This window comes from Pseudomonas sp. PDM14 (genome assembly GCF_014851905.1).
In the GTDB taxonomy this organism is placed as follows: Bacteria; Pseudomonadota; Gammaproteobacteria; order Pseudomonadales; family Pseudomonadaceae; genus Aquipseudomonas.
The window spans coordinates 596,044-614,727 of sequence record NZ_JACVAQ010000001.1 but is presented as its reverse complement, the minus strand read 5'-3'; the positions used below and the strand labels follow the sequence as shown (position 1 = coordinate 614,727).

23 protein-coding genes and 1 riboswitch are annotated in these 18,684 nt (G+C 66.7%); of the genes, 19 read left to right on the top strand and 4 right to left on the bottom strand.

From position 1 onward, the window contains the following. The first annotated feature begins 34 nt into the window (after positions 1-34). From IB229_RS02810 to IB229_RS02790, 5 genes are all read left to right on the top strand, one after another. Positions 35-706, top strand: a complete 672-nt coding sequence (locus IB229_RS02810; protein WP_192324739.1) for a DNA-3-methyladenine glycosylase I — start codon at positions 35-37, stop codon at positions 704-706. 37 nt (positions 707-743) lie between these two features. Then, positions 744-1,511, top strand: a complete 768-nt coding sequence (locus IB229_RS02805) for an NAD-dependent deacylase (protein ID WP_192324736.1) — start codon at positions 744-746, stop codon at positions 1,509-1,511. Between the two features lie 68 nt (positions 1,512-1,579). Next, complete coding sequence (locus IB229_RS02800) at positions 1,580-2,194, top strand: C40 family peptidase (protein ID WP_192324734.1); 615 nt, start codon at positions 1,580-1,582, stop codon at positions 2,192-2,194. Positions 2,195-2,272: 78 nt separating this feature from the next. After that, entirely contained in the window at positions 2,273-2,794 is a 522-nt protein-coding gene (locus IB229_RS02795; protein WP_192324732.1) for a C40 family peptidase, read from the top strand. Continuing rightward, a complete protein-coding gene (locus IB229_RS02790) occupies positions 2,791-3,453 on the top strand; it encodes an O-methyltransferase (protein WP_192324730.1) in 663 nt (220 codons plus the stop codon). The genes IB229_RS02795 and IB229_RS02790 overlap by 4 nt, the downstream gene beginning before the upstream one ends. 2 nt (positions 3,454-3,455) lie before the next feature. Here IB229_RS02790 and IB229_RS02785 read toward each other — a convergent pair whose 3' ends face one another. Next, entirely contained in the window at positions 3,456-3,791 is a 336-nt protein-coding gene (locus tag IB229_RS02785) for a four-helix bundle copper-binding protein (protein ID WP_192324728.1), read from the bottom strand. Between the two features lie 115 nt (positions 3,792-3,906). Next, a riboswitch (cobalamin riboswitch) is annotated at positions 3,907-4,117 on the top strand. Between the two features lie 155 nt (positions 4,118-4,272). Between IB229_RS02785 and cobO the strand changes: the two genes are divergently transcribed. The 14 genes from cobO to IB229_RS02720 all read left to right on the top strand — a co-directional run bounded on the left by cobO (position 4,273) and on the right by IB229_RS02720 (position 15,598). Further along, positions 4,273-4,884 (top strand): cob(I)yrinic acid a,c-diamide adenosyltransferase, encoded by a 612-nt coding sequence (cobO, locus tag IB229_RS02780; protein WP_192324726.1) that lies wholly within the window; start codon positions 4,273-4,275, stop codon positions 4,882-4,884. A gap of 69 nt (positions 4,885-4,953) precedes the next feature. Further along, positions 4,954-6,246, top strand: a complete 1,293-nt coding sequence (locus IB229_RS02775) for a cobyrinate a,c-diamide synthase (protein ID WP_192324724.1) — start codon at positions 4,954-4,956, stop codon at positions 6,244-6,246. Beyond that, positions 6,243-6,890, top strand: coding sequence for a 5,6-dimethylbenzimidazole synthase (gene bluB, locus IB229_RS02770; RefSeq protein ID WP_192324722.1), 648 nt, complete (start codon positions 6,243-6,245; stop codon positions 6,888-6,890). Before IB229_RS02775 ends, bluB begins: the two co-directional genes overlap by 4 nt. Next, on the top strand, positions 6,890-7,798 hold the full coding sequence (gene cbiB / locus IB229_RS02765) for an adenosylcobinamide-phosphate synthase CbiB (protein WP_192324720.1): 909 nt from the start codon (positions 6,890-6,892) through the stop codon (positions 7,796-7,798). Before bluB ends, cbiB begins: the two co-directional genes overlap by 1 nt. Further along, a complete protein-coding gene (gene cobD, locus IB229_RS02760; protein WP_192324718.1) occupies positions 7,791-8,783 on the top strand; it encodes a threonine-phosphate decarboxylase CobD in 993 nt (330 codons plus the stop codon). Before cbiB ends, cobD begins: the two co-directional genes overlap by 8 nt. Then, positions 8,780-10,231, top strand: a complete 1,452-nt coding sequence (locus IB229_RS02755; protein ID WP_192324716.1) for a cobyric acid synthase — start codon at positions 8,780-8,782, stop codon at positions 10,229-10,231. The genes cobD and IB229_RS02755 overlap by 4 nt, the downstream gene beginning before the upstream one ends. 22 nt (positions 10,232-10,253) lie before the next feature. Continuing rightward, positions 10,254-10,775 carry a bifunctional adenosylcobinamide kinase/adenosylcobinamide-phosphate guanylyltransferase gene (gene cobU, locus IB229_RS02750; protein WP_192324714.1) on the top strand — a complete coding sequence of 174 codons (522 nt, stop codon included), beginning with the start codon at positions 10,254-10,256 and terminating at the stop codon, positions 10,773-10,775. Then, on the top strand, positions 10,772-11,827 hold the full coding sequence (cobT, locus tag IB229_RS02745; RefSeq protein ID WP_192324712.1) for a nicotinate-nucleotide--dimethylbenzimidazole phosphoribosyltransferase: 1,056 nt from the start codon (positions 10,772-10,774) through the stop codon (positions 11,825-11,827). The genes cobU and cobT overlap by 4 nt, the downstream gene beginning before the upstream one ends. Next, positions 11,824-12,396: an alpha-ribazole phosphatase family protein gene (cobC, locus tag IB229_RS02740; protein ID WP_192324710.1), complete on the top strand. Its 573-nt coding sequence runs from the start codon at positions 11,824-11,826 to the stop codon at positions 12,394-12,396. Before cobT ends, cobC begins: the two co-directional genes overlap by 4 nt. A 1-nt stretch (position 12,397) precedes the next feature. Then, the gene (locus tag IB229_RS02735) at positions 12,398-13,138 is read left to right on the top strand and encodes an adenosylcobinamide-GDP ribazoletransferase (protein ID WP_192324708.1); all 741 of its coding nucleotides are present in this window, start codon (positions 12,398-12,400) and stop codon (positions 13,136-13,138) included. Positions 13,139-13,198: 60 nt separating this feature from the next. Next, the gene (locus tag IB229_RS02730) at positions 13,199-13,612 is read left to right on the top strand and encodes a MarR family winged helix-turn-helix transcriptional regulator (protein WP_192324706.1); all 414 of its coding nucleotides are present in this window, start codon (positions 13,199-13,201) and stop codon (positions 13,610-13,612) included. A gap of 43 nt (positions 13,613-13,655) precedes the next feature. Then, entirely contained in the window at positions 13,656-14,864 is a 1,209-nt protein-coding gene (locus IB229_RS02725) for an MFS transporter (RefSeq protein WP_412547765.1), read from the top strand. Next, positions 14,861-14,986, top strand: a complete 126-nt coding sequence (locus IB229_RS22010) for a hypothetical protein (protein ID WP_263864150.1) — start codon at positions 14,861-14,863, stop codon at positions 14,984-14,986. The genes IB229_RS02725 and IB229_RS22010 overlap by 4 nt, the downstream gene beginning before the upstream one ends. Positions 14,987-15,049: 63 nt before the next feature. Then, complete coding sequence (locus IB229_RS02720) at positions 15,050-15,598, top strand: glutathione peroxidase (protein WP_192329205.1); 549 nt, start codon at positions 15,050-15,052, stop codon at positions 15,596-15,598. A gap of 61 nt (positions 15,599-15,659) precedes the next feature. On the opposite strand, the gene IB229_RS02715 is transcribed toward IB229_RS02720, so the two are convergent. The 3 genes from IB229_RS02715 to IB229_RS02705 form a co-directional block, all read right to left on the bottom strand. Continuing rightward, on the bottom strand, positions 15,660-16,946 hold the full coding sequence (locus IB229_RS02715; RefSeq protein WP_192324704.1) for an OmpP1/FadL family transporter: 1,287 nt from the start codon (positions 16,944-16,946) through the stop codon (positions 15,660-15,662). Positions 16,947-17,084: 138 nt separating this feature from the next. Beyond that, complete coding sequence (locus IB229_RS02710) at positions 17,085-17,564, bottom strand: hypothetical protein (protein WP_192324702.1); 480 nt, start codon at positions 17,562-17,564, stop codon at positions 17,085-17,087. A gap of 271 nt (positions 17,565-17,835) precedes the next feature. Then, positions 17,836-18,507 carry a polysaccharide lyase family 7 protein gene (locus tag IB229_RS02705; protein WP_192324700.1) on the bottom strand — a complete coding sequence of 224 codons (672 nt, stop codon included), beginning with the start codon at positions 18,505-18,507 and terminating at the stop codon, positions 17,836-17,838. Between the last annotated feature and the right edge of the window lie 177 nt (positions 18,508-18,684).

Here is an 18,684-nt window from a genome sequence, read left to right as displayed (position 1 = left end):
GGTCGAGCCATCCCACGCTCCCGCAAGGATTCCCATGCGCGACTACAAGTGGCTTCACGAATACTGCCTGAACCGCTTCGGCTCGGCGGCCGCCCTTGAGGCGCGTCTGCCGCAGCCGCGTTCTGCCGACGAGCTGCGCAGCATCAGCGATGACCGTTACCTGTCGCTGATCGCCCTGCGCGTGTTTCGTGCCGGCCTCAAGCACAGCCTGGTCGATGCCAAGTGGCCAGCCTTCGAGCAGGTGTTCTTCGGCTTCGTCCCGGAGAAGGTCGCGCTGATGAGCGCCGAGCACCTTGAGCGGCTGATGCAGGATGCGCGCATCATCCGCCACCTGGGCAAGCTCAAGAGCGTGCCGCGCAACGCTCAGTTCATCCTCGACGTGGAAAAGGACAAGGGCAGCTTCGGCGCGCTGATCGCCGACTGGCCGGTCACCGATATCGTCGGCTTGTGGAAGTACCTGGCCAGGCACGGCAGCCAGCTGGGCGGCCTGTCGGCGCCACGCTTCCTGCGCATGGCCGGCAAGGACACCTTCATTCCTTCCGACGACATGGTCGCCGCGCTGGTGGCGCAGAAGGTCATCGACAAGGCGCCGACCAGCCAGCGCGACCTGGCCCTGGTGCAGGCCGCCTTCAACCAGTGGCATGCCGAGAGCGGCCGGCCGCTGTGCCAGCTCTCGGTGATGCTGGCGCACACCGTCAACCACTGATCCCGGTGGATTCCCCTCTATATAGAAGGAGCGTGCCATGCAGCAGGACATCCTTCGCGTCGCCCAGGCCATCGAGCGTGCCGAGCGCATCCTGATCATCACCGGCGCCGGCCTGTCCGCCGACTCCGGCCTGCCGACCTACCGCGGCCTCGGCGGCCTGTACAACGGCCTCACTGCCGAAGGGCTGCCGATCGAGCGGGCGCTGTCCGGGCCGATGCTGCAGCGCGATCCGGCGTTGTGCTGGAAATACCTGGCGGAGCTTGGCCGGGCCTGTCTCGGCGCGCGGCCCAATGGCGGGCACGTGGCCATCGCCGAGCTGCAGCGGCGCAAACCGCAGTGCTGGGTGCTGACGCAGAACATCGACGGCTATCACCTGGCCGCCGGCAGCCCGCCGCAGCGGTTGATCGAAATCCACGGCCAGTTGGCGCCGCTGTTTTGCCAATCCTGCGGTCAGGGGAGTTGCGACATGGCGTCGCACCTTGCTGGTTCGTTGCCGCCAACCTGCGCCCAATGCGGGGGCGTGCTGCGTCCGCCGGTGGTTCTGTTCGAGGAAATGCTGCCAGAACAGGCGCTTGAGCAACTTTACGACGAACTGCACAGGGGCTTCGATGTAGTGCTCGCGGTCGGCACTACAGCGAGCTTTCCGTACATTGTCGAACCCCTGCTGCAGGCCCGCAGGAGTGGGGGTTTCACCGTGGAAGTGAACCCCGCGCTGACCGATTTGAGCACCGTTGTCGATGTGCGTCTGGCTGGGCGGGCGTTAGATGTTTTGCCGGCTTTGCTGGGTCACATTTACGGGCATTGAATTTGCAATCTCGGTTTTCTGACGGCATAGTCGCCTGCCATAAAAACTCACCAGACACGGTCGTGCCCATGCTAAAGCGCTTCGCACCCCTCGTGCCCCTCGCACTCGTAGGACTCCTGACGGCGTGTGCCGGTCAGGTAACCCGCCCGCAAACCACCGCGGCGGTACACGTTCCACAACCGGTCGAGTACGTGACCGAAGAAGAAGAGCAACTGCCGGATTTCATCGAGGCCAAGCCTTATGAACTCCCGCCGCTGGCAGACAATATCCTGGCTCACGGCCTGTCGCTGGTCGGCACCCGCTATCGCATGGGTGGCACCTCGGTGAACACCGGCTTCGATTGCAGCGGTTTCGTCGGCTTCCTGTACAAGGAAGAGGCGGGCATGAAACTGCCGCGCTCGACCCGCGAACTGATCAACCTGGATGCCCCGCTGGTCTCGCGCAGCGAGCTGGAGCCGGGTGACGTGATATTCTTCAACAACCGTGGCCGCGGCCGCGTCAGCCACGCCGGCATCTACCTGGGCGATGACCAGTTCATCCACTCCAGCAGCAGCCGCAGCGGTGGCGTGCGGGTCGACAGCCTCGACGATAGCTACTGGAATCGCAGCTACATGGAAGCCAAGCGTGTACTGGCCCTGGCGCCAGAGCAGAGCGTGCAAGCGTCCAACGACCAGAATCGCTGAGTGATCGCGCGGCGCCGGGCTTGCGCCCGCGCCGCAGTCTCGGCAGAGTGTGCGCATTCCGGCCAGGATCGCCCGCTCATGCACTTTACGGCTCGCCTTTCCCTGCTTGCCCTCGCCGCGTTGCTCACTGCATGCGCCGGCACTCCTCCCGCTCCAGAACCCGTCTACACACCGTTCCCCATCGTCGGCAATGAAACTGCCGATGACGTGGTGATGAGCGCCATCGGCCTGGTTGACACGCCGTATCGCTATGGTGGCAATACCCCCGACAGTGGTTTCGACTGCAGCGGCCTGATCGGCTACGTATACCGCAACTCGGCGGGAATCCAGCTGCCGCGCTCGACGCGCGAGATGATCGGCCTGCGCGCGCCGAACGTCGGCCGCGAAGCGTTGCAGAGTGGCGATCTGGTGTTCTTCGCCACCAATGGCGGCAGCCAGGTCAGCCATGCCGGCATCTACGTCGGCGAAGGGCGTTTCGTGCATGCGCCGTCCAGCGGCGGCACCGTGCGCCTGGACAGCCTGAGCACGGCCTATTGGCAGAAGAGCTACCTGAGCGCCAAGCGCGTGCTGCGCCCGGCGCAACTGGCCCATCAGCCATGACCAATCGTTCGCTCAACCTCGATGAACCCCTCTACGACTATCTGCTCAGCGTCTCCCTGCGCGAGACGCCGCTGCTCAAGCGCCTGCGCGAGGAAACCAGTCAGCTGACCATGGCGCGCTGGCAGATCGCCCCGGAGCAGGGCCAGTTCATGAGCCTGCTGGTCAAGCTGACTGGTGCGCGGCGCCTGCTGGAGATCGGCACCTTTACCGGCTACAGCGCCATCTGCCTGGCTTCGGCGCTGCCGGCCGACGGCGAGCTGATCTGTTGCGACCTGCCCGGCGATTACAACGGCATCGCCCGACGCTACTGGAACGAAGCCGGCCTGCTCGAACGCATCGACCTGCGCCTGGCGCCGGCGCTGGAAACCCTGGCGGCGCTGGAACGCTCGGGGCAGGGCGAAAGCTTCGACCTGATCTTCATCGACGCCGACAAGGCCAACTACCCGGTCTACTTGGAACACGCCCTGGCGCTGGTGCGGCCGGGCGGGCTGGTCCTGTTCGACAACGTGCTGTGGAGCGGCCGGGTGCTCGAGGAGAATTCCGACAGTGCCGATACCCGGGCGATCCAAGCGCTCAACCGGCGGTTGAAGAACGATGCACGCATCGATCTGTCGCTGCTGCCGCTAGGCGATGGCCTGAGTCTCTGCCGCAAACGCTGACATCAGGCACCCTTGGCCAGCGACTCGCATTCTTCCACGCAACGCAGGCAGGCCTGGGCACATTGCTGGCAATGCTCGTGCTTGTGCTTGCCGCATTCCTCGGCGCAGGCCTGACAGGCGAGGGCGCACAGCCGGCAGACTTCATCGACCAGCGGGCTGTCACGGGCCATCAGTTTCACGGCCAGGCGACACAGCGCCGCGCAGTCCAGATCGCAGCTGATGCACAGGGCCATGCTCTGCACGTCGGCTTCCTTCAGGCATGCCGCGGCGCAGGTTTCGGTGGCGACGGCGCAGGCGTTGCAGGCCTGGATGGCACTGGCATAGCGTTCGAGAACCATGGGGCTTCTCCTCGTGGAGGTGGCTGACCCTTGTGTGGACGGTGCGAGCGCGGCAAGGGTTCGACCGATCTTCCCAGCGGTACGCCGATTGACCCACACGGCGGCCAGCCACTAAGCTGCGCGCCTTGCTCCAGGTGCCTTCCGCCCGATTGCGCGGCGATCTCGAAGGTGAAACAGGGAAGCCGGTGCGAACCCGGCGCTGCCCCCGCAACGGTAAGTGAGAGAACGGTCGCAACCGCCACTGTGCCCTGCATGGGAAGGCGCGACCCGGGAACCGCAGGTTCCGCTCACCAGCCCGGAGACCGGCCTGAAGCAATCCACGGCAGCGCGGCGGGCGTAGCGGGTGGGCGGCCTTGCGTGGCCTGCTCCCTGCACGAACCGGCGTTCCGTCTTTCTATTGTTGTCCGTGTGCCAGCCCACAAGGCGAGGCATACGGCGCTTGCGCGTTTCCGGGTGGAACGCCAGCAACGAGGGCTTGGGCATGACCGAATCGACCGAACGCGACGCGCGCCACAAGGCGCGCATGCAGCGCAAGAAGGCGCTGATCGACGAGAAGATCGCCCAGGCCCAGGCCGAATACGGCCTGCTGCTGGTCCACAGCGGCAACGGCAAGGGCAAGAGCAGCTCGGCCTTCGGCATGGTCGCGCGGGCCCTCGGCCACGGCCTCAAGGTCGGCGTCGTGCAGTTCATCAAGGGCGCGGCCAGCACCGGCGAGGAAACCTTCTTCCGCCGCTTTCCCGACGAAGTCAGCTACCACGTGATGGGCGAGGGCTTCACCTGGGAAACCCAGGACCGCCAGCGCGACATCGACAAGGCCCGCCAGGCCTGGGCCATCGCCGCGCAGCTGCTCAACGACCCGGCCATCGGCCTGGTGGTGCTCGACGAGCTGAACATTGCCCTCAAGCACGGTTACCTGGAACTGGACGCGGTGCTCGCCGACATCGAGGCGCGTCCGCTGTTGCAGCACGTGGTGGTGACCGGACGCGGGGCGCTGCCGGGGATGATCGAGGCGGCGGACACCGTCACCGAGATGAGCCTGGTCAAGCACGCCTTCAAGGCCGGGGTGAAGGCGCAGAAGGGAATCGAATACTGATGCGCGTCTGTTCCCGGCTCCCCGGATATTTTCTCAGTGGCGCGCCGCAGCGGATGACAGGTGCGGTCGATGAATAGCCGCAGCTGCCCGGCCCTGTTGATTGCCGCCCCGGCCTCCGGGCAGGGCAAGACTACCGTCACCGCCGCCCTGGCGCGCCTGCACACGCGGGCCGGCAAGCGCGTGCGGGTGTTCAAGTGCGGCCCGGATTTTCTCGATCCGATGATTCTCGCCCGCGCCAGTGGCCGGCCGGTGTACCAGCTCGACCTGTGGATGGTCGGCGAGGAAGATTGCCACCGGCTGCTGTGGGATGCGGCAGGGGAGGCGGACCTGATCCTCATCGAAGGGGTCATGGGCCTGTTCGACGGCAGCCCCTCGGCTGCCGATCTCGCGCGGCGCTTCGGCGTGCCGGTGCTCGGGGTGATCGACGGTGCGGCGATGGCGCAGACCTTCGGCGCCCTGGCCCACGGCCTGGCCACCTTCCAGGCTGACCTGCCATTCGCCGGCGTGCTGGCCAACCGTACCGGCAGCCTGCGCCACGGCGATATTCTGCGTGACAGCCTGCCAGGCTCGATCCACTGGTACGGCGCGCTGCCGCGCAGTGCGGCGGTGGAACTGCCGAGTCGCCACCTGGGCCTGGTGCAGGCCGAGGAGCTGGCAGATCTTGACCTGCGTCTGGATGCGGCGGCCGATGCGTTGCTGGCCAGTGCCGGCGACATCCTGCCCACTCCTGTGACCTTCGCCGAGCCGTCTCGCGCGCCGCTGCCGGCGCTACTCGCTGGCCAGCGCATCGGCGTGGCGCGCGACACGGCGTTCGCCTTCCTCTACCAGGCCAACCTCGACCTGCTGCGCCAGCTCGGTGCCGAGCTGTGCTTCTTCTCGCCGCTGAGCGACACCGCGCTGCCGGCGGTGGATAGCCTCTATCTGCCGGGCGGCTACCCGGAACTGCACCTGCAGCAACTGGCCGAGAACCGCGCCATGGCCGCGGCGATCCATGCGCACCAGGCTGCTGGCAAGCCGATCCTCGCCGAGTGTGGCGGCATGCTCTATCTGCTCGAACACCTGACCGACAAGCACGGCGACGGCGTCGACCTGCTCGGCCTGCTGCCCGGCCGCGCGCGCATGCAGGCGCGCATGGCGGCGCTCGGCCTGCAGGTGGTGGAGTTGCCGGAAGGGCTGCTGCGCGGGCATACCTATCACCACTCGCTGCTCGATAGCCCGCTGGCTCCGCTGGCCTGCGGCGCCAGCCCCAATTCGCGCCCGGCGGCTGAAGCCGTTTACCGCATTGGCCGACTGACGGCCTCGTACATCCACTTCTACCTGCCGTCGAATCCACAGGCCGCCGCCCGGTTGTTCCTGCCATGAGCGGTGCCGAGTTCAGCGCTGCCGAACGCGAGGCGGTCTACCGCGCCATCGCCGAGCGACGCGACATGCGTCACTTCGCCGGGGGCGAGGTAGCGCCCGAGCTGCTCGCGCGCCTGCTCGAAGCGGCGCACCAGGCGCCGAGCGTCGGCCTGATGCAGCCGTGGCGTTTCATTCGCATCACCCGCGCCGAGCTGCGCGAGGGTATTCACGGCCTGGTTGAGGCCGAACGCCAGCGCACCGCCGAAGCGCTGGGCGAGCGCAGCGACGAATTCATGCGGCTCAAGGTCGAGGGCATCCGCGATTGTGCCGAACTGCTGGTGGCGGCGCTGATGGACGAGCGCGAGGCGCACATCTTCGGTCGCCGCACGCTGCCGGAAATGGACCTGGCTTCGCTCGCCTGCGCCATCCAGAACCTCTGGCTGGCGTCGCGCGCCGAGGGCCTGGGCCTGGGTTGGGTGTCGCTGTTCGAGCCGCAGGCGCTGGCCGAGTTGCTGCACATGCCGGCCGGCAGCAAGCCGGTGGCGATCCTCTGCCTGGGCCCGGTCACGGCGTTCTACCGTGAGCCGATGCTGGTGCAGGAAGGCTGGGCCACGCCGCGACCGCTGCAGGAGCTGCTGTTCACCGACAGTTGGGGGCAGCGCTGATGAGCCTGCTGCTGACGACCCTGGCCGGGGTGACGCTCGATGGCCTGCTTGGCGAGCCGAAACGCTGGCATCCGCTGGTGGCGTTCGGCAATTTCGCTCAGCGTATCGAGCAGCGCCTCAACAGTGGCGGCCATGGCTGGCGCAGCCACGGCGTCACCGGTTGGTGCATGGCAGTGCTGCCGCTGACCCTGCTGACGCTGCTGCTGGCGCAGATTCCCTACCTGGGTGTGCTGGTCGAGGTGTTGGCGCTGTATGCCGCGCTGGGCCTGCGCAGCCTCGGCGAACATGCGATGCCGGTGGCTCAGGCGTTGCGTCTGGGTGATCTGGCCGAGGCGCGGCGCCGGGTCGGCTATATGGTCAGCCGGCAAACCGCCGAGCTGGACGCTGCCGGTGTGGCGCGCGCCGGTACCGAGTCGGTGCTGGAAAATGGCAGCGACGCGGTGTTTGCCGCGCTGTTCTGGTTTCTTGTCGCCGGGGCGCCGGGCGTGGTGCTGTACCGCCTGAGCAACACCCTGGATGCCATGTGGGGCTACCGCAACGCGCGTTTCGAGCGCTTCGGCTGGGCGGCGGCGCGTATCGACGATGGGCTCAATTACATTCCAGCGCGGCTGGTTGCGCTGACCTACGCGCTGCTCGGCAGGACGCGCCTGGCGCTGCGCTGCTGGCGGCGCCAGGCGCCGCTGTGGGACAGTCCCAATGCCGGCCCGGTGATGGCCGCCGGTGCCGGCGCCCTTGGCGTGGCCCTGGGCGGCTCTGCGGTGTATCACGGTGAGCTGCATCAGCGCCCTGAACTGGGCGAGGGTGCAGCACCCCAGGCACGCGATATCGAGCGTGCGCTCAATCTGGTGTGGGGCGGCGTGCTGCTCTGGTTGGCGGTACTGGTGATCGGGAGTTTCTACCTTGCTTGAACACGGCGGACGTTTGCGCCAGGCGGCGCAGCAGTACGGCATCGAACTGGCGCAGTGGCTCGACCTGTCGACCGGCATCGCGCCCTATGGCTGGGAGCTGCCGGCGATCCCGCACGCTGCCTGGAACCGCCTGCCCGAACTCGACGATGGCCTGGAAGCCGCTGCACGTGACTACTACGGTGTGCCTGCGCTGCTGCCGGTGGCGGGTTCGCAGGCGGCGATCCAGGCGCTGCCGCGGCTGCGCCGCAACCTGCAGGTGGGCATCGTCTCGCCAGCCTACGCCGAGCATGCCGAAGCCTGGCGTCGCGAGGGCCATCGCCTGATCGAGCTCAGCGAAGGCTCGGTCGGTCGCGCCCTGGATCGCCTCGATGTGCTGGTGGTGATCAACCCGAGCAACCCGACCGGGCGTTGCATCGACAAACAGCTGTTGCTCGAATGGCACGCGCGCCTGGCCGAGCGCGGCGGCTGGCTGGTGGTGGACGAAGCCTTCGTCGACTGCACGCCGCAAGAGAGCCTGGCCAGTGATTCGCCGCAGCCGGGGCTGATCGTGCTGCGCTCGTTCGGCAAGTTCTTCGGCCTGGCCGGCATTCGTCTGGGCTTCGTTATCGCCGAGCAGTCGCTGCTGCAGCGCCTCGATGAGCTGCTCGGTCCCTGGGCCGTGAGCGGCCCGGCGCGGGTGGTGGCCACTGCGCTGCTGCAGGACCAGCCCGGTCAGCAGCGCCAGCGCCAGCGCCTGCAGGCCGATGGCCTGCGCCTGGCGATTCTGCTCAGCCGCTATGGTCATCCCCCGGCCGGTGGCACGGCGCTGTTCCAGCTAGTGCTCAGCCCTCGCGCCGCTGACGTGCATGCCTTCTTTGCCCAGCGCGGCATTCTCGCGCGGCGCATCACCAACCCCTCCGGCCTGCGCTTCGGCCTGCCCGGCGACGAGGCGCAGTGGCAACGTCTGGAACAGGCCCTGCGCGAACTGGCCGAGGCTGGCGCATGAGGACGCTGATGGTGCAGGGCACCACCTCGGATGCCGGCAAGAGCACCCTGGTGACCGCCCTGTGCCGCTGGCTGCGCCGCCAGGGCGTCGCCGTGGTGCCGTTCAAGCCGCAGAACATGGCGCTCAACAGCGCCGTCACCGCCGACGGCGGCGAGATCGGGCGCGCCCAGGCAGTGCAGGCCCAGGCTTGTGGCCTGGCGCCGCACACCGACATGAACCCGGTGCTGCTCAAGCCCAACAGCGACACCGGCGCCCAGGTGATCATCCAGGGCCGCGCCATCGGCAACATGAATGCGGTGAGTTACCACGCCTACAAGCAGGTCGCGCGTGACGCCGTGCTGGCGTCGCACGCACGCCTGGCAGCGGCCTACCCGGTGGTGATGGTCGAGGGCGCTGGCTCGCCGGCGGAGATCAATCTGCGTGCCAACGACATCGCCAATATGGGCTTCGCCGAGGCGGTGGATTGCCCGGTGATCCTCATCGCCGACATCGACAAGGGCGGCGTGTTCGCCCACCTGGTCGGCACCCTGGAGCTGCTTTCGCCGAGCGAGCAGGCGCGGGTGCAGGGCTTCGTCATCAACCGCTTTCGCGGTGACATCGCCCTGCTGCAACCGGGCCTCGACTGGCTGGAGCAGCGTACCGGCAAGCCGGTGCTCGGCGTGCTGCCGTACCTCCGCGACTTCCACCTGGAAGCCGAAGACGCCATCGACGTGCGCCAGGCACACAAGCGCGACGAGCTGCTGCGCGTGGTGGTGCCGGTGCTGCCGCGCATCAGCAACCACACCGATTTCGACCCGCTGCGCCTGCACCCGCAGGTCGACCTGCAGTTCATCGGCCCCGGCCAGACAATCCCGCCGGCCGACCTGATCATCCTGCCCGGCTCCAAGAGTGTGCGCGCCGACCTGGCGTTCCTCCGTGAGCAGGGCTGGGCGTCTGCCATCGAGCGGCACCTGCGCTACGGCGGCAAGCTGCTCGGCATCTGCGGTGGCCTGCAGATGCTCGGCACGCGCATCGACGATCCGTTGGGGCTGGAAGGCCCGGCGGGTGATTGCCAGGGCTTCGGCCTGCTGGCGTTCGTCACCGTGCTGGAAGCGGAGAAACAGCTGCGCAACGTGCGCGGCCGGCTCGACCTGGAAGGGGCGACGGTCAGCGGCTACGAGATCCATGCGGGCGTGAGCCAGGGGCCGGCATTGAGCCGCCCGGCGGTGCGCCTGGACGACGGGCGCAGCGATGGCGCCAGCAGCGCCGATGGGCAGATCATCGGTACTTACCTGCACGGTCTGTTCGAGGCCCCCGAGGCTTGTGCGGCGTTGCTGCGCTGGGCCGGTGTGGCCGAGGTCGAGTCGGTCGATTACCACGCGCTGCGCGAGCGCGATATCGAGCGCCTAGCCGATCTGGTCGAGGGGCATCTGGATACGCGGCGGTTGAGGGAATTGTGTGGAATTTGAACGCCCCTCACAGGAGCACAACATGCTTGAACTGATCCTCGGCGGCGCCCGTTCCGGCAAGAGTCGCCTGGCCGAGAGGCTCGCCGTCGACAGCGGCCTGGCGGTGACCTACATCGCTACCAGCCAGCCGCTGGACGGCGAAATGAGCGAGCGCATCGCCCAGCACCGCGCCCGGCGCCCGGCTGCCTGGGCGCTGGTCGAGGAGCCCGTGGCTCTGGCGCAGGTGCTGCGCGAACACGCCGGCGCCGACCGCTGCCTGTTGGTCGACTGCCTGACCCTGTGGCTGACCAACCTGCTGATGCTCGACGACGAGACGCGCCTGCAGACCGAGCGCCAGGCTTTGCTCGACAGCATTGCGGATCTGCCCGGGCGCATCCTTCTGGTCAGCAACGAAACCGGCCTCGGTGTGGTGCCGCTGGGCGAGTTGACCCGCCGTTACGTCGACGAAGCCGGCTGGTTGCATCAGGCCCTGGCCGAGTGCGCCCAGCGGGTGGTGTTCACCGTTGCCGGCTTGCCGATGGTCATCAAGGGAGAGCCCGTATGAACATGTCGTGGTGGCAGCAGGTCTGCCGCGCGGTCGATAGCCAGGCCGCCGAGCAGGCGCTGCAACGCCAGCAACAATTGACCAAACCCGCCGGCTCGCTCGGCCAGCTGGAGCGTGTGGCCGTGACCCTGGCCGGGTTGCAGGGGCGCGAGAAACCGCGCATCGCGCAGCCGTGGATCGGCCTGTTCGCCGGTGATCACGGGGTGGTCGAGGAGGGCGTGTCGGCCTACCCGCAGGCGGTCACCGGGCAGATGCTGCGCAACTTCGTCAGCGGTGGCGCGGCGATCAGTGTGCTGTCCAGGCAGCTTGGTGCCGGCCTGGATGTGGTCGACCTGGGTACGGCCGTGGCGCTGGAGCCGCTGCCGGGTGTGCGCCACCTGCAGCTGGGGGCCGGCACCGGCAACTTCGCCCGTGAGGCGGCGATGACGCCTGCCCAGTGTGCGGCAGCCCTGCAGGCCGGCTACGACTGCGTGCAGCGTGGTGTGGCGACCGGTGCGGACCTGTTCATCGGCGGCGAGATGGGCATCGGCAACACCACCGCCGCGGCGGCGCTGGCCTGCGCGCTGTTGCAGCAACCGGCGACGGCGCTGGTCGGGCCGGGCACCGGTCTCGATGCCCAGGGCGTGGCGCACAAGGCGACGGTGATCGAGCGCGCCTTGCAGCTGCATGCGGCGTCGTTGGCCGATCCGCTGGCCGTGTTGCAGCACCTCGGTGGTTTCGAGATCGCCGCGCTGGCTGGCGCCTACCTGGGCTGCGCGCAGCAGGGTGTGTCGGCGCTGGTCGACGGTTTCATCTGTTCGGTTGCCGCCTTGTGCGCGGTACGCCTGAACCCGGCGTGCCGCGCCTGGTTGCTGTTCGCCCACTGCGGTGCCGAGCCGGGTCACCGCCTGGTACTGGAGGCGCTGCAGGCCGAGCCGCTGCTCGACCTTGGCTTGCGCCTGGGCGAAGGCTCCGGCGCGGCGCTGGCGGTGCCGTTGCTGCAGCTGGCCTGCGCGCTGCACGGCGAAATGGCCACCTTCGCCGAAGCGGCCGTCTCGGACCGCCCGGCATGAGCCTGCGCCTGGACCTGCTGCGCCACGGGGAAACCACCCGCGGTGGCGGCTTTCGCGGCAGCATCGACGATGCCCTGACCGATACCGGTTGGGCGCAGATGCGCGAGGGCCTGCCGCAGGGGCAGGACTGGCAGGCGCTGGTCAGTTCGCCCTTGCAGCGCTGCGCCGCATTCGCCCGCGAACAGGCCGAGCGCCTGACGCTGCCGCTGCACCTGGAACCGGGGTTGCAGGAACTGCACTTCGGCGACTGGGAAGGGCAGACCGCGCTGCAGCTGATGGCCAGCGCGGAGAAGGAGCTGGGTCTGTTCTGGAACGATCCCTACGCCTTCACCCCGCCGCGGGGCGAGACCCTGCTGGCGTTCGAGGCGCGGGTGCTTGCGGCGCTGGCTCGCGTGCAGCAGCGGCATGCCGGCCAGCATGTGTTGCTGGTCACTCATGGCGGGGTGATGCGTCTGCTACTGGCGCGTGCTCGTGGGTTGCCGCGTGAGCAACTGATGCAGGTGGAGGTCGGCCACGGCGCAGCCTTCAGCCTGCAGGTGGCCGATGACCTGAGCCTGCAGGAGTGCTGAGATGAAACTGCCCCTGGCGCTGCTGATCGCCCTGCAATTTCTCACCCGCCTGCCGATCAGCCTGCCGGGGCTGCCGCCCGCATCGCAGATTGGCCGCTCGCTGCTCTGGTACCCGCTGGTGGGGCTGTTGATCGGCGCGCTGTTGCTGCTCGCGCATTACCTGCTCGATGGTGCTCCGCTGCTGTTGCACGCGGCGGTGTTGCTGGCGTTGTGGGTCGCTGCCAGCGGTGCGCTGCACCTCGATGGCCTGGCCGATACCGCGGATGCCTGGGTCGGTGGTTTCGGCGACCGCGAGCGCACGCTGACGATCATGAAGGACCCACGCAGCGGGCCGATTGCCGTCACCGTGCTGGTACTGGTGCTGCTGCTCAAGTTCGCCGCGCTGGTCGCCCTGCTCGAGGCGAATGCCTGGGCTGGCCTGCTGTTGGCGCCCTGGCTGGGGCGTGCGCTGTTACCGCTGCTGCTTCTGACTACGCCGTATGTACGTGCCGGCGGCCTCGGTGCGGCGCTCAGCGAGCACCTGCCGCGAGAGCGCCTGCCGGTGGTGCTACTGGTCAACGGGCTAGCGATGCTGCTGCTCGGCTGGAGTGCTGTGCTGGCAATCGGCACAGCACTGGTAACCTTCGTCTGCGTGCGGCGCCACCTGCTGCAGCGCCTGGCCGGCACCACCGGCGACACCGCCGGTGCGCTGCTGGAGCTGGCGGAGTGTGCGGCTCTGGTGGTACTCGCCCTGGCGTGCTGATCCGCCACGCGAGCGATGCGGGGGTTGCCTTTGTCGATATGCGGGTATATACCTGCATCCATGATCAAGAGCCAATGCCTGTGCACCCGACTGCGTCGCGCCACCCGGGGGGTGACGCGGATCTATGACGACGCCCTGCGCGATGTCGGGCTCAACGTGGCGCAGTTCTCCCTGCTGCGTAACCTGCAGCGCCTCGACCAGCCCAGCATCTCCGTGCTGGCCGAGGCCATGGGCCTGGACCGCAGCACCATGGGGCGCAACCTCAAGCTGTTGCAGGCCGATGGCCTGATCGCCCTGAGTGGTGGCGAGGACCAGCGCAGCCGCGTGGTGCAGCTCAGTGCCCTGGGTGAGGCGCGCCTGGCCGAGGCCATTGCGCCATGGAAGGAAGCACAGCGGCAGCTGAGCCTCTACTTGGGCGCGGAGAAGCGCGAGGCACTGCTGCTGTTGCTGGATGATCTGGAACACATCGACTGATCTTTTCGAATTTAAGCGGGTATATACCCGCATAGAGGGCGGTATGAGTAATTTGTGGCGAGCGAGTTTCTGGGTGTTGCTGGGCGGGTCGCTGATCCTGGCGTTGTCGCTGGGGATCCGCCACGGCTTCGGCCTGTTCCTCGCGCCGACGAGTGCCGAGTTCGGCTGGGGCCGCGAGACCTTCGCCTTCGCCATTGCCCTGCAGAACCTGATCTGGGGCTTGGCGCAGCCGTTCGCCGGGGCGATTGCCGATCGTTTCGGAGCGCTCCGGGTGGTCATCGTTGGCGGCCTGCTGTACGCGCTTGGCCTGCTGCTGATGGGGCTGTCCGACTCGGCATTGTCGCTGTCGCTGAGTGCCGGCCTGCTGATCGGCATCGGCCTGTCCGGCACCTCGTTCTCGGTGATCCTCGGCGTGATTGGCCGTGCGGTGCAGCCCGAGCAGCGCAGCATGGCCATGGGCATCGCGGCGGCTGCCGGTTCCTTCGGCCAGTTCGCCATGCTGCCCGGTTCGCTGGGGCTGATCGGCTGGCTCGGCTGGTCCTCGGCCCTGCTGGTGCTGGGCCTGCTGGCGGCGTTGATCGTGCCGCTGGCCGGGATGCTGCGCGACCGGCCGCTCCCGCCTCAGGCTGGTGAGCAGAGCCTGTTGGAGGCACTGCGCGAGGCCGGCAGCCACTCCGGCTTCTGGCTGCTGGCACTGGGCTTCTTCGTCTGCGGTTTCCAGGTGGTGTTCATCGGCGTGCACCTGCCGGCCTACCTGGTCGATCAACACCTGCCGGCGCTGGTCGGTACCACGGTGCTGGCGCTGGTCGGGCTGTTCAACGTGTTCGGCACCTACATCGCCGGCTGGCTCGGCGGGCGCCTGTCCAAGCCGCGCCTGCTGACGGCGCTGTACCTGTTGCGCACGGTGGTGATCGTCGCCTTTGTCTATTCGCCGCTGAGTGTGTGGAGCGCCTATGCATTCGGTGTCGCCATGGGCCTGCTGTGGCTGTCCACGGTGCCGCTGACCAATGGCACCGTGGCCACGCTGTTCGGCGTGCGCAACCTGTCGATGCTCGGCGGCATCGTCTTCCTCTTCCATCAGCTCGGCGCGTTCCTTGGCGGCTGGCTGGGCGGTTATCTGTATGACCATACCGGCAGCTACGAGCTGGTCTGGCAGATTTCCATCCTCCTCGGCCTGCTCGCCGCGGCGCTCAACTGGCCGGTACGCGAACGGCCGGTGGCACGTCTGCAGGCAGCAGGTAATCTCGGATGAGCAGCCGCGGGCTGACGCTGCTCGGTCTTGCCGGCGGCGTGCTGATGATCCTGGTTCTGGCCTGGTGGGGCTGGCAGCAGGGCGGGCTGGCGCTGCTGCAGCTGGGCATGAGCCTGTGCTGAGGATTGCCCCGGCCGCGTGGGGCGCGTAGCGTGGTGGCCAATCGAACGAGGAGAGTGGCCATGATGGCAAAGCGTGCGGGATTGGGTGTGGTGCTGGCGCTGCTCGGCGCCCAGGTGTTGGCGGCAGAGTGTCCGCCGTTGTTGCAGGGTGAGCTGCAGCAACTGCGCAGCAAGGAGTCGATCGACCTGTGCCAGCGCTTCGCCGGCAAGCCGCTGGTGGTGGTCAACACGGCCAGTCACTGCGGCTTCGCCCCGCAGTTCAAGGGGCTGGAGGCGCTGTACCAGCGCTACAAGGATCAGGGGCTGGAAGTGCTCGGTGTGCCGTCCAACGACTTCAAGCAGGAGTCGACCGACACCGGCGAAACGGCCAAGGTGTGCTTCATCAACTACGGCGTGACCTTCGCCATGAGCGAGCCGCAGCGCGTGACCGGGGACGAGGCGGTGTCACTGTTCCGCCAGCTCGCCGAGCAGAGCAGCGCGCCGCGCTGGAACTTCTACAAATACGTGGTCGGCCGTGACGGCAAGGTGATCGCCAGTTTTTCCAGCCTGACCAAGCCGGACAGCGAGGACCTGATCAAGGCGGTGGAAACCGCCATTGCCAGTCAACCCTGATAGCGCGCAGGCATGAAAAAGCCGGGCAATTGCCCGGCTTTTTCGTTGCAGGTCGATACCGTCAGAAACGGTAGGTGACCTGCGCGCCCAGGCCGTGGGCACTGTTGCGGTAGGAGGCGCTGTAGCCCGGTGCGACTTCGACGCCGGGAGCCAGGCTGCGGCCAGCCTGATTGACCTTGGCTTCGTCCTCGCGCAGGTACGAGTAGGCCACGTCGATGGTCATGTCATCGTTCGGCGACCAGCCTGCGCCCAGGGAGAACACCTTGCGGTTGCCCACCGGGATGCGCACGGTGCGGTTATCGTTGGCCGCCGGCGATGGATCCAGGGCGAAGCCGGTGCGCAACACCCACTGCGGATTGAGCTGGTAGGAGGCGCCGATAGCGTAGGACCAGGTGTCCTTCCACTTCAGTTCTTCGCTGACTTCGGCGATCGGTTGCAGACCGAGCACGCCAGGTGTGCCGTCGTTCTCGACGACGATTTCTTCCAGGCGACTCCAGCGGGTGAAGGTGGCGCCACCGTAGAGGGTCCACTTGTCATCCAGCTTGTAGGTGATCGACGTGTCGACGGATTCCGGTGTGGTGAAGTCCAGCGTCGCGTCATATTCACCGTTGAGGTTACTGAAGACGGGGCCGTTGCCATTCTTGAACTTGGTGCGGCCTTCCAGGGTGTAGTCGACCTTGGAGTGATAGGTCAGGCCCCAGGCCAGCTGGTCGGTGATATCGACCAGGACGCCGGCGTTGAAGCCGACGGCGACGTCGTCGCCCTTGATGTTGACTTCGCTGTCGCCGCTACCGAACAAGGCACTGTTGTCCAGTTTGCTGGTCAGCTTGCCATCGATCTTGTTGATGGTCGGGCCGAAGCCGACGGCCACGCGGTCGTTGATCTTGTAGCTCAGGGTCGGCTGCAGGGTGATGACCTGGACCTTGCTGTACTGGCCCTTGTAGCGGCCGCCAAAGCCTTTCTCGTAGTCGCTGATCAGGCCGAATGGCACGTAGACGCCGATACCGAAGTTCCAGTCCTCGTTCAGCGGCGTGGCGAAGTAGCCAAACGGTACCGAAGCCAGGGGCACCATGTCGCCCTCGCTGGATTCAGCGCTGGAATCACTGATGTCCACCGAGGCATCGACCACGGCGAAGCCGCCGACGATTTCACTGCGCTTGAGTTTGGACATGCCGGCAGGGTTGCCGAAGATGGTGGAAGCGTCCTGAGCAGCGGAGGCGCGCCCGGCAAAGGCTGTGCCCATGCCGCTGACGCTCTGCTCGTTGATGGCAATTCCGTTGCCCAGGCTGTGAGTGGAAACGGCGCCAATGGCCATAGCGAGGGTGGTTTTCAACCAGATTTTTTTCATTAGGAAGCTCACGTTTAACAAAGCGTGGCGAAGCTAAACGTTTTAGGTGTGCTTGCCAACCGCTCTAGGACGGGTTTTTAGCCGCATTTATCCGATAAATGCAGAGCATTCCTATGACTATTGGGTCATCTGGATGGTTCAGGCTGCGTGTCCATGGTCGACCACGCAGTGCTGCCAGGCGCGGAGAAAATCGCGCACGGGCGCTTCGGGCTGGAACACGTCGCGCCAGATGCGCGCCAGGGCCGGCAGATCATCGGCGCAGGGCAGAGTCGGGCGCTCGGCCTCGACCAGCAGCCAGGCAATGGCTGTGGCGTAACGCAGGTTGACCGTCAGTTCCAGATGCGGCGCGGCGAGGAAGGCGTGCTGGCTGGCCAGGCCGCGAACCAGGCTTGCCAGGTCTGGATCGCCAGCCAGGTGCAGGTCCCAGAGCCGTTCATGGCGCAGTGCACTGATGCGGTAGAGACCGTGGCCGTGCAGCCCGTCGAGGCCATCGCCGAGCGCTGACTGGCTGGCGGCGGCGCCGAGAAGCAGGGCTTCTGCCGCGGGTGAGTGGCGCCCCAGGTACAGCAGGGTAGGGCGGATGACATGCTGACACAGCTCGTTGGCGGCAATACCCATAGAACCCTCACGAGGTTCCGGCGGGGTCTGGTGCCTGGCAGTCGTTGTTGATTCTCTTAAAGGCCCCACCGGGAGCGGAGTTAGCCGCTCGATTTGAAGTGTAGTGCGACAATTAAGCTGTAAAAGGCTGTTTTTAAACTGATTAGTGTTTTTAAGAAAAGCTTATATGCCAACCGGGACTTAACAGCGGGCTGTTAGACCCGTCGGCGGTAATCGAAACAACGATGCCCGGCGGGCCGGGCATCGAGGGTTTCGCAGCCTGAGCGGTGACCTAGATGTGCTTGATCTGCAGGGCCGTGAAGGTCACGGCGCCGGCTTCGGTGTTATCGCCTTCGTTGTCCTGCACGTAGGAGCCAGCCTTGAAGTACAGCGGGCTGGGCGCCCATGCGCTGTCCAGCTGCGCGTTCCACACCGTGGCCGCCTTGCCGGCGGGCTGCACGCTGACCGACATCGCCCCGCTCTTGCTCACACGGATGCCATAGCTGAACGACTGGTTGAGGGCCACGCCCTTGAGGATCGACACGCTGGTGGTGGTATCGGTCGGTTTCAGGCGGATGATCGCGACGATGCTGCCGGTGCCGCTCTTGTACTGGTAGGAAAGCTTGAGCGGCGGGTTATCCCCGTCCGAATTGTGCACCTGGCCGATGACGATCTTGCCCACCGAAGGCACCTGGGTGACCTTCAGAGTTGCGTTGAGGTAATTGTCCGCGGCGTTGTACTTCCAGTTGCGCAGCTTGCCGTCAGCGAAGGTTTCACGCAGTTCGCTGCGCGGGTATTTGGCGCTCTTGGTGGTGCTGCCGTTGACCGGCGCCCAGAAGAAGATGGCGCCGTTGTCGGCCTTGAAGTAGTCATCCTGGTAACCGTTGGCAAGCAGCGGGGTGCTGATGGTGACTGCAGGTTCGCCAACGGGAATGCTGAGGTTCCAGGTATTGAGGTCGATCATGATGGGCGAGTGGCTCCGAGCAAAAAGGTGAAGGTCATTCGGAGGGCAAATCGTCCTGAATCAGTAACAGCCAACCCGGCGTCCCCACCGGTACTGCGCGCGCAGAATGATGCTGCGGGCTATCACAGGGTCTGGAGGAAAAGCCTGTTCCAGAGCGCCTGCAATGACCCGGCGCGC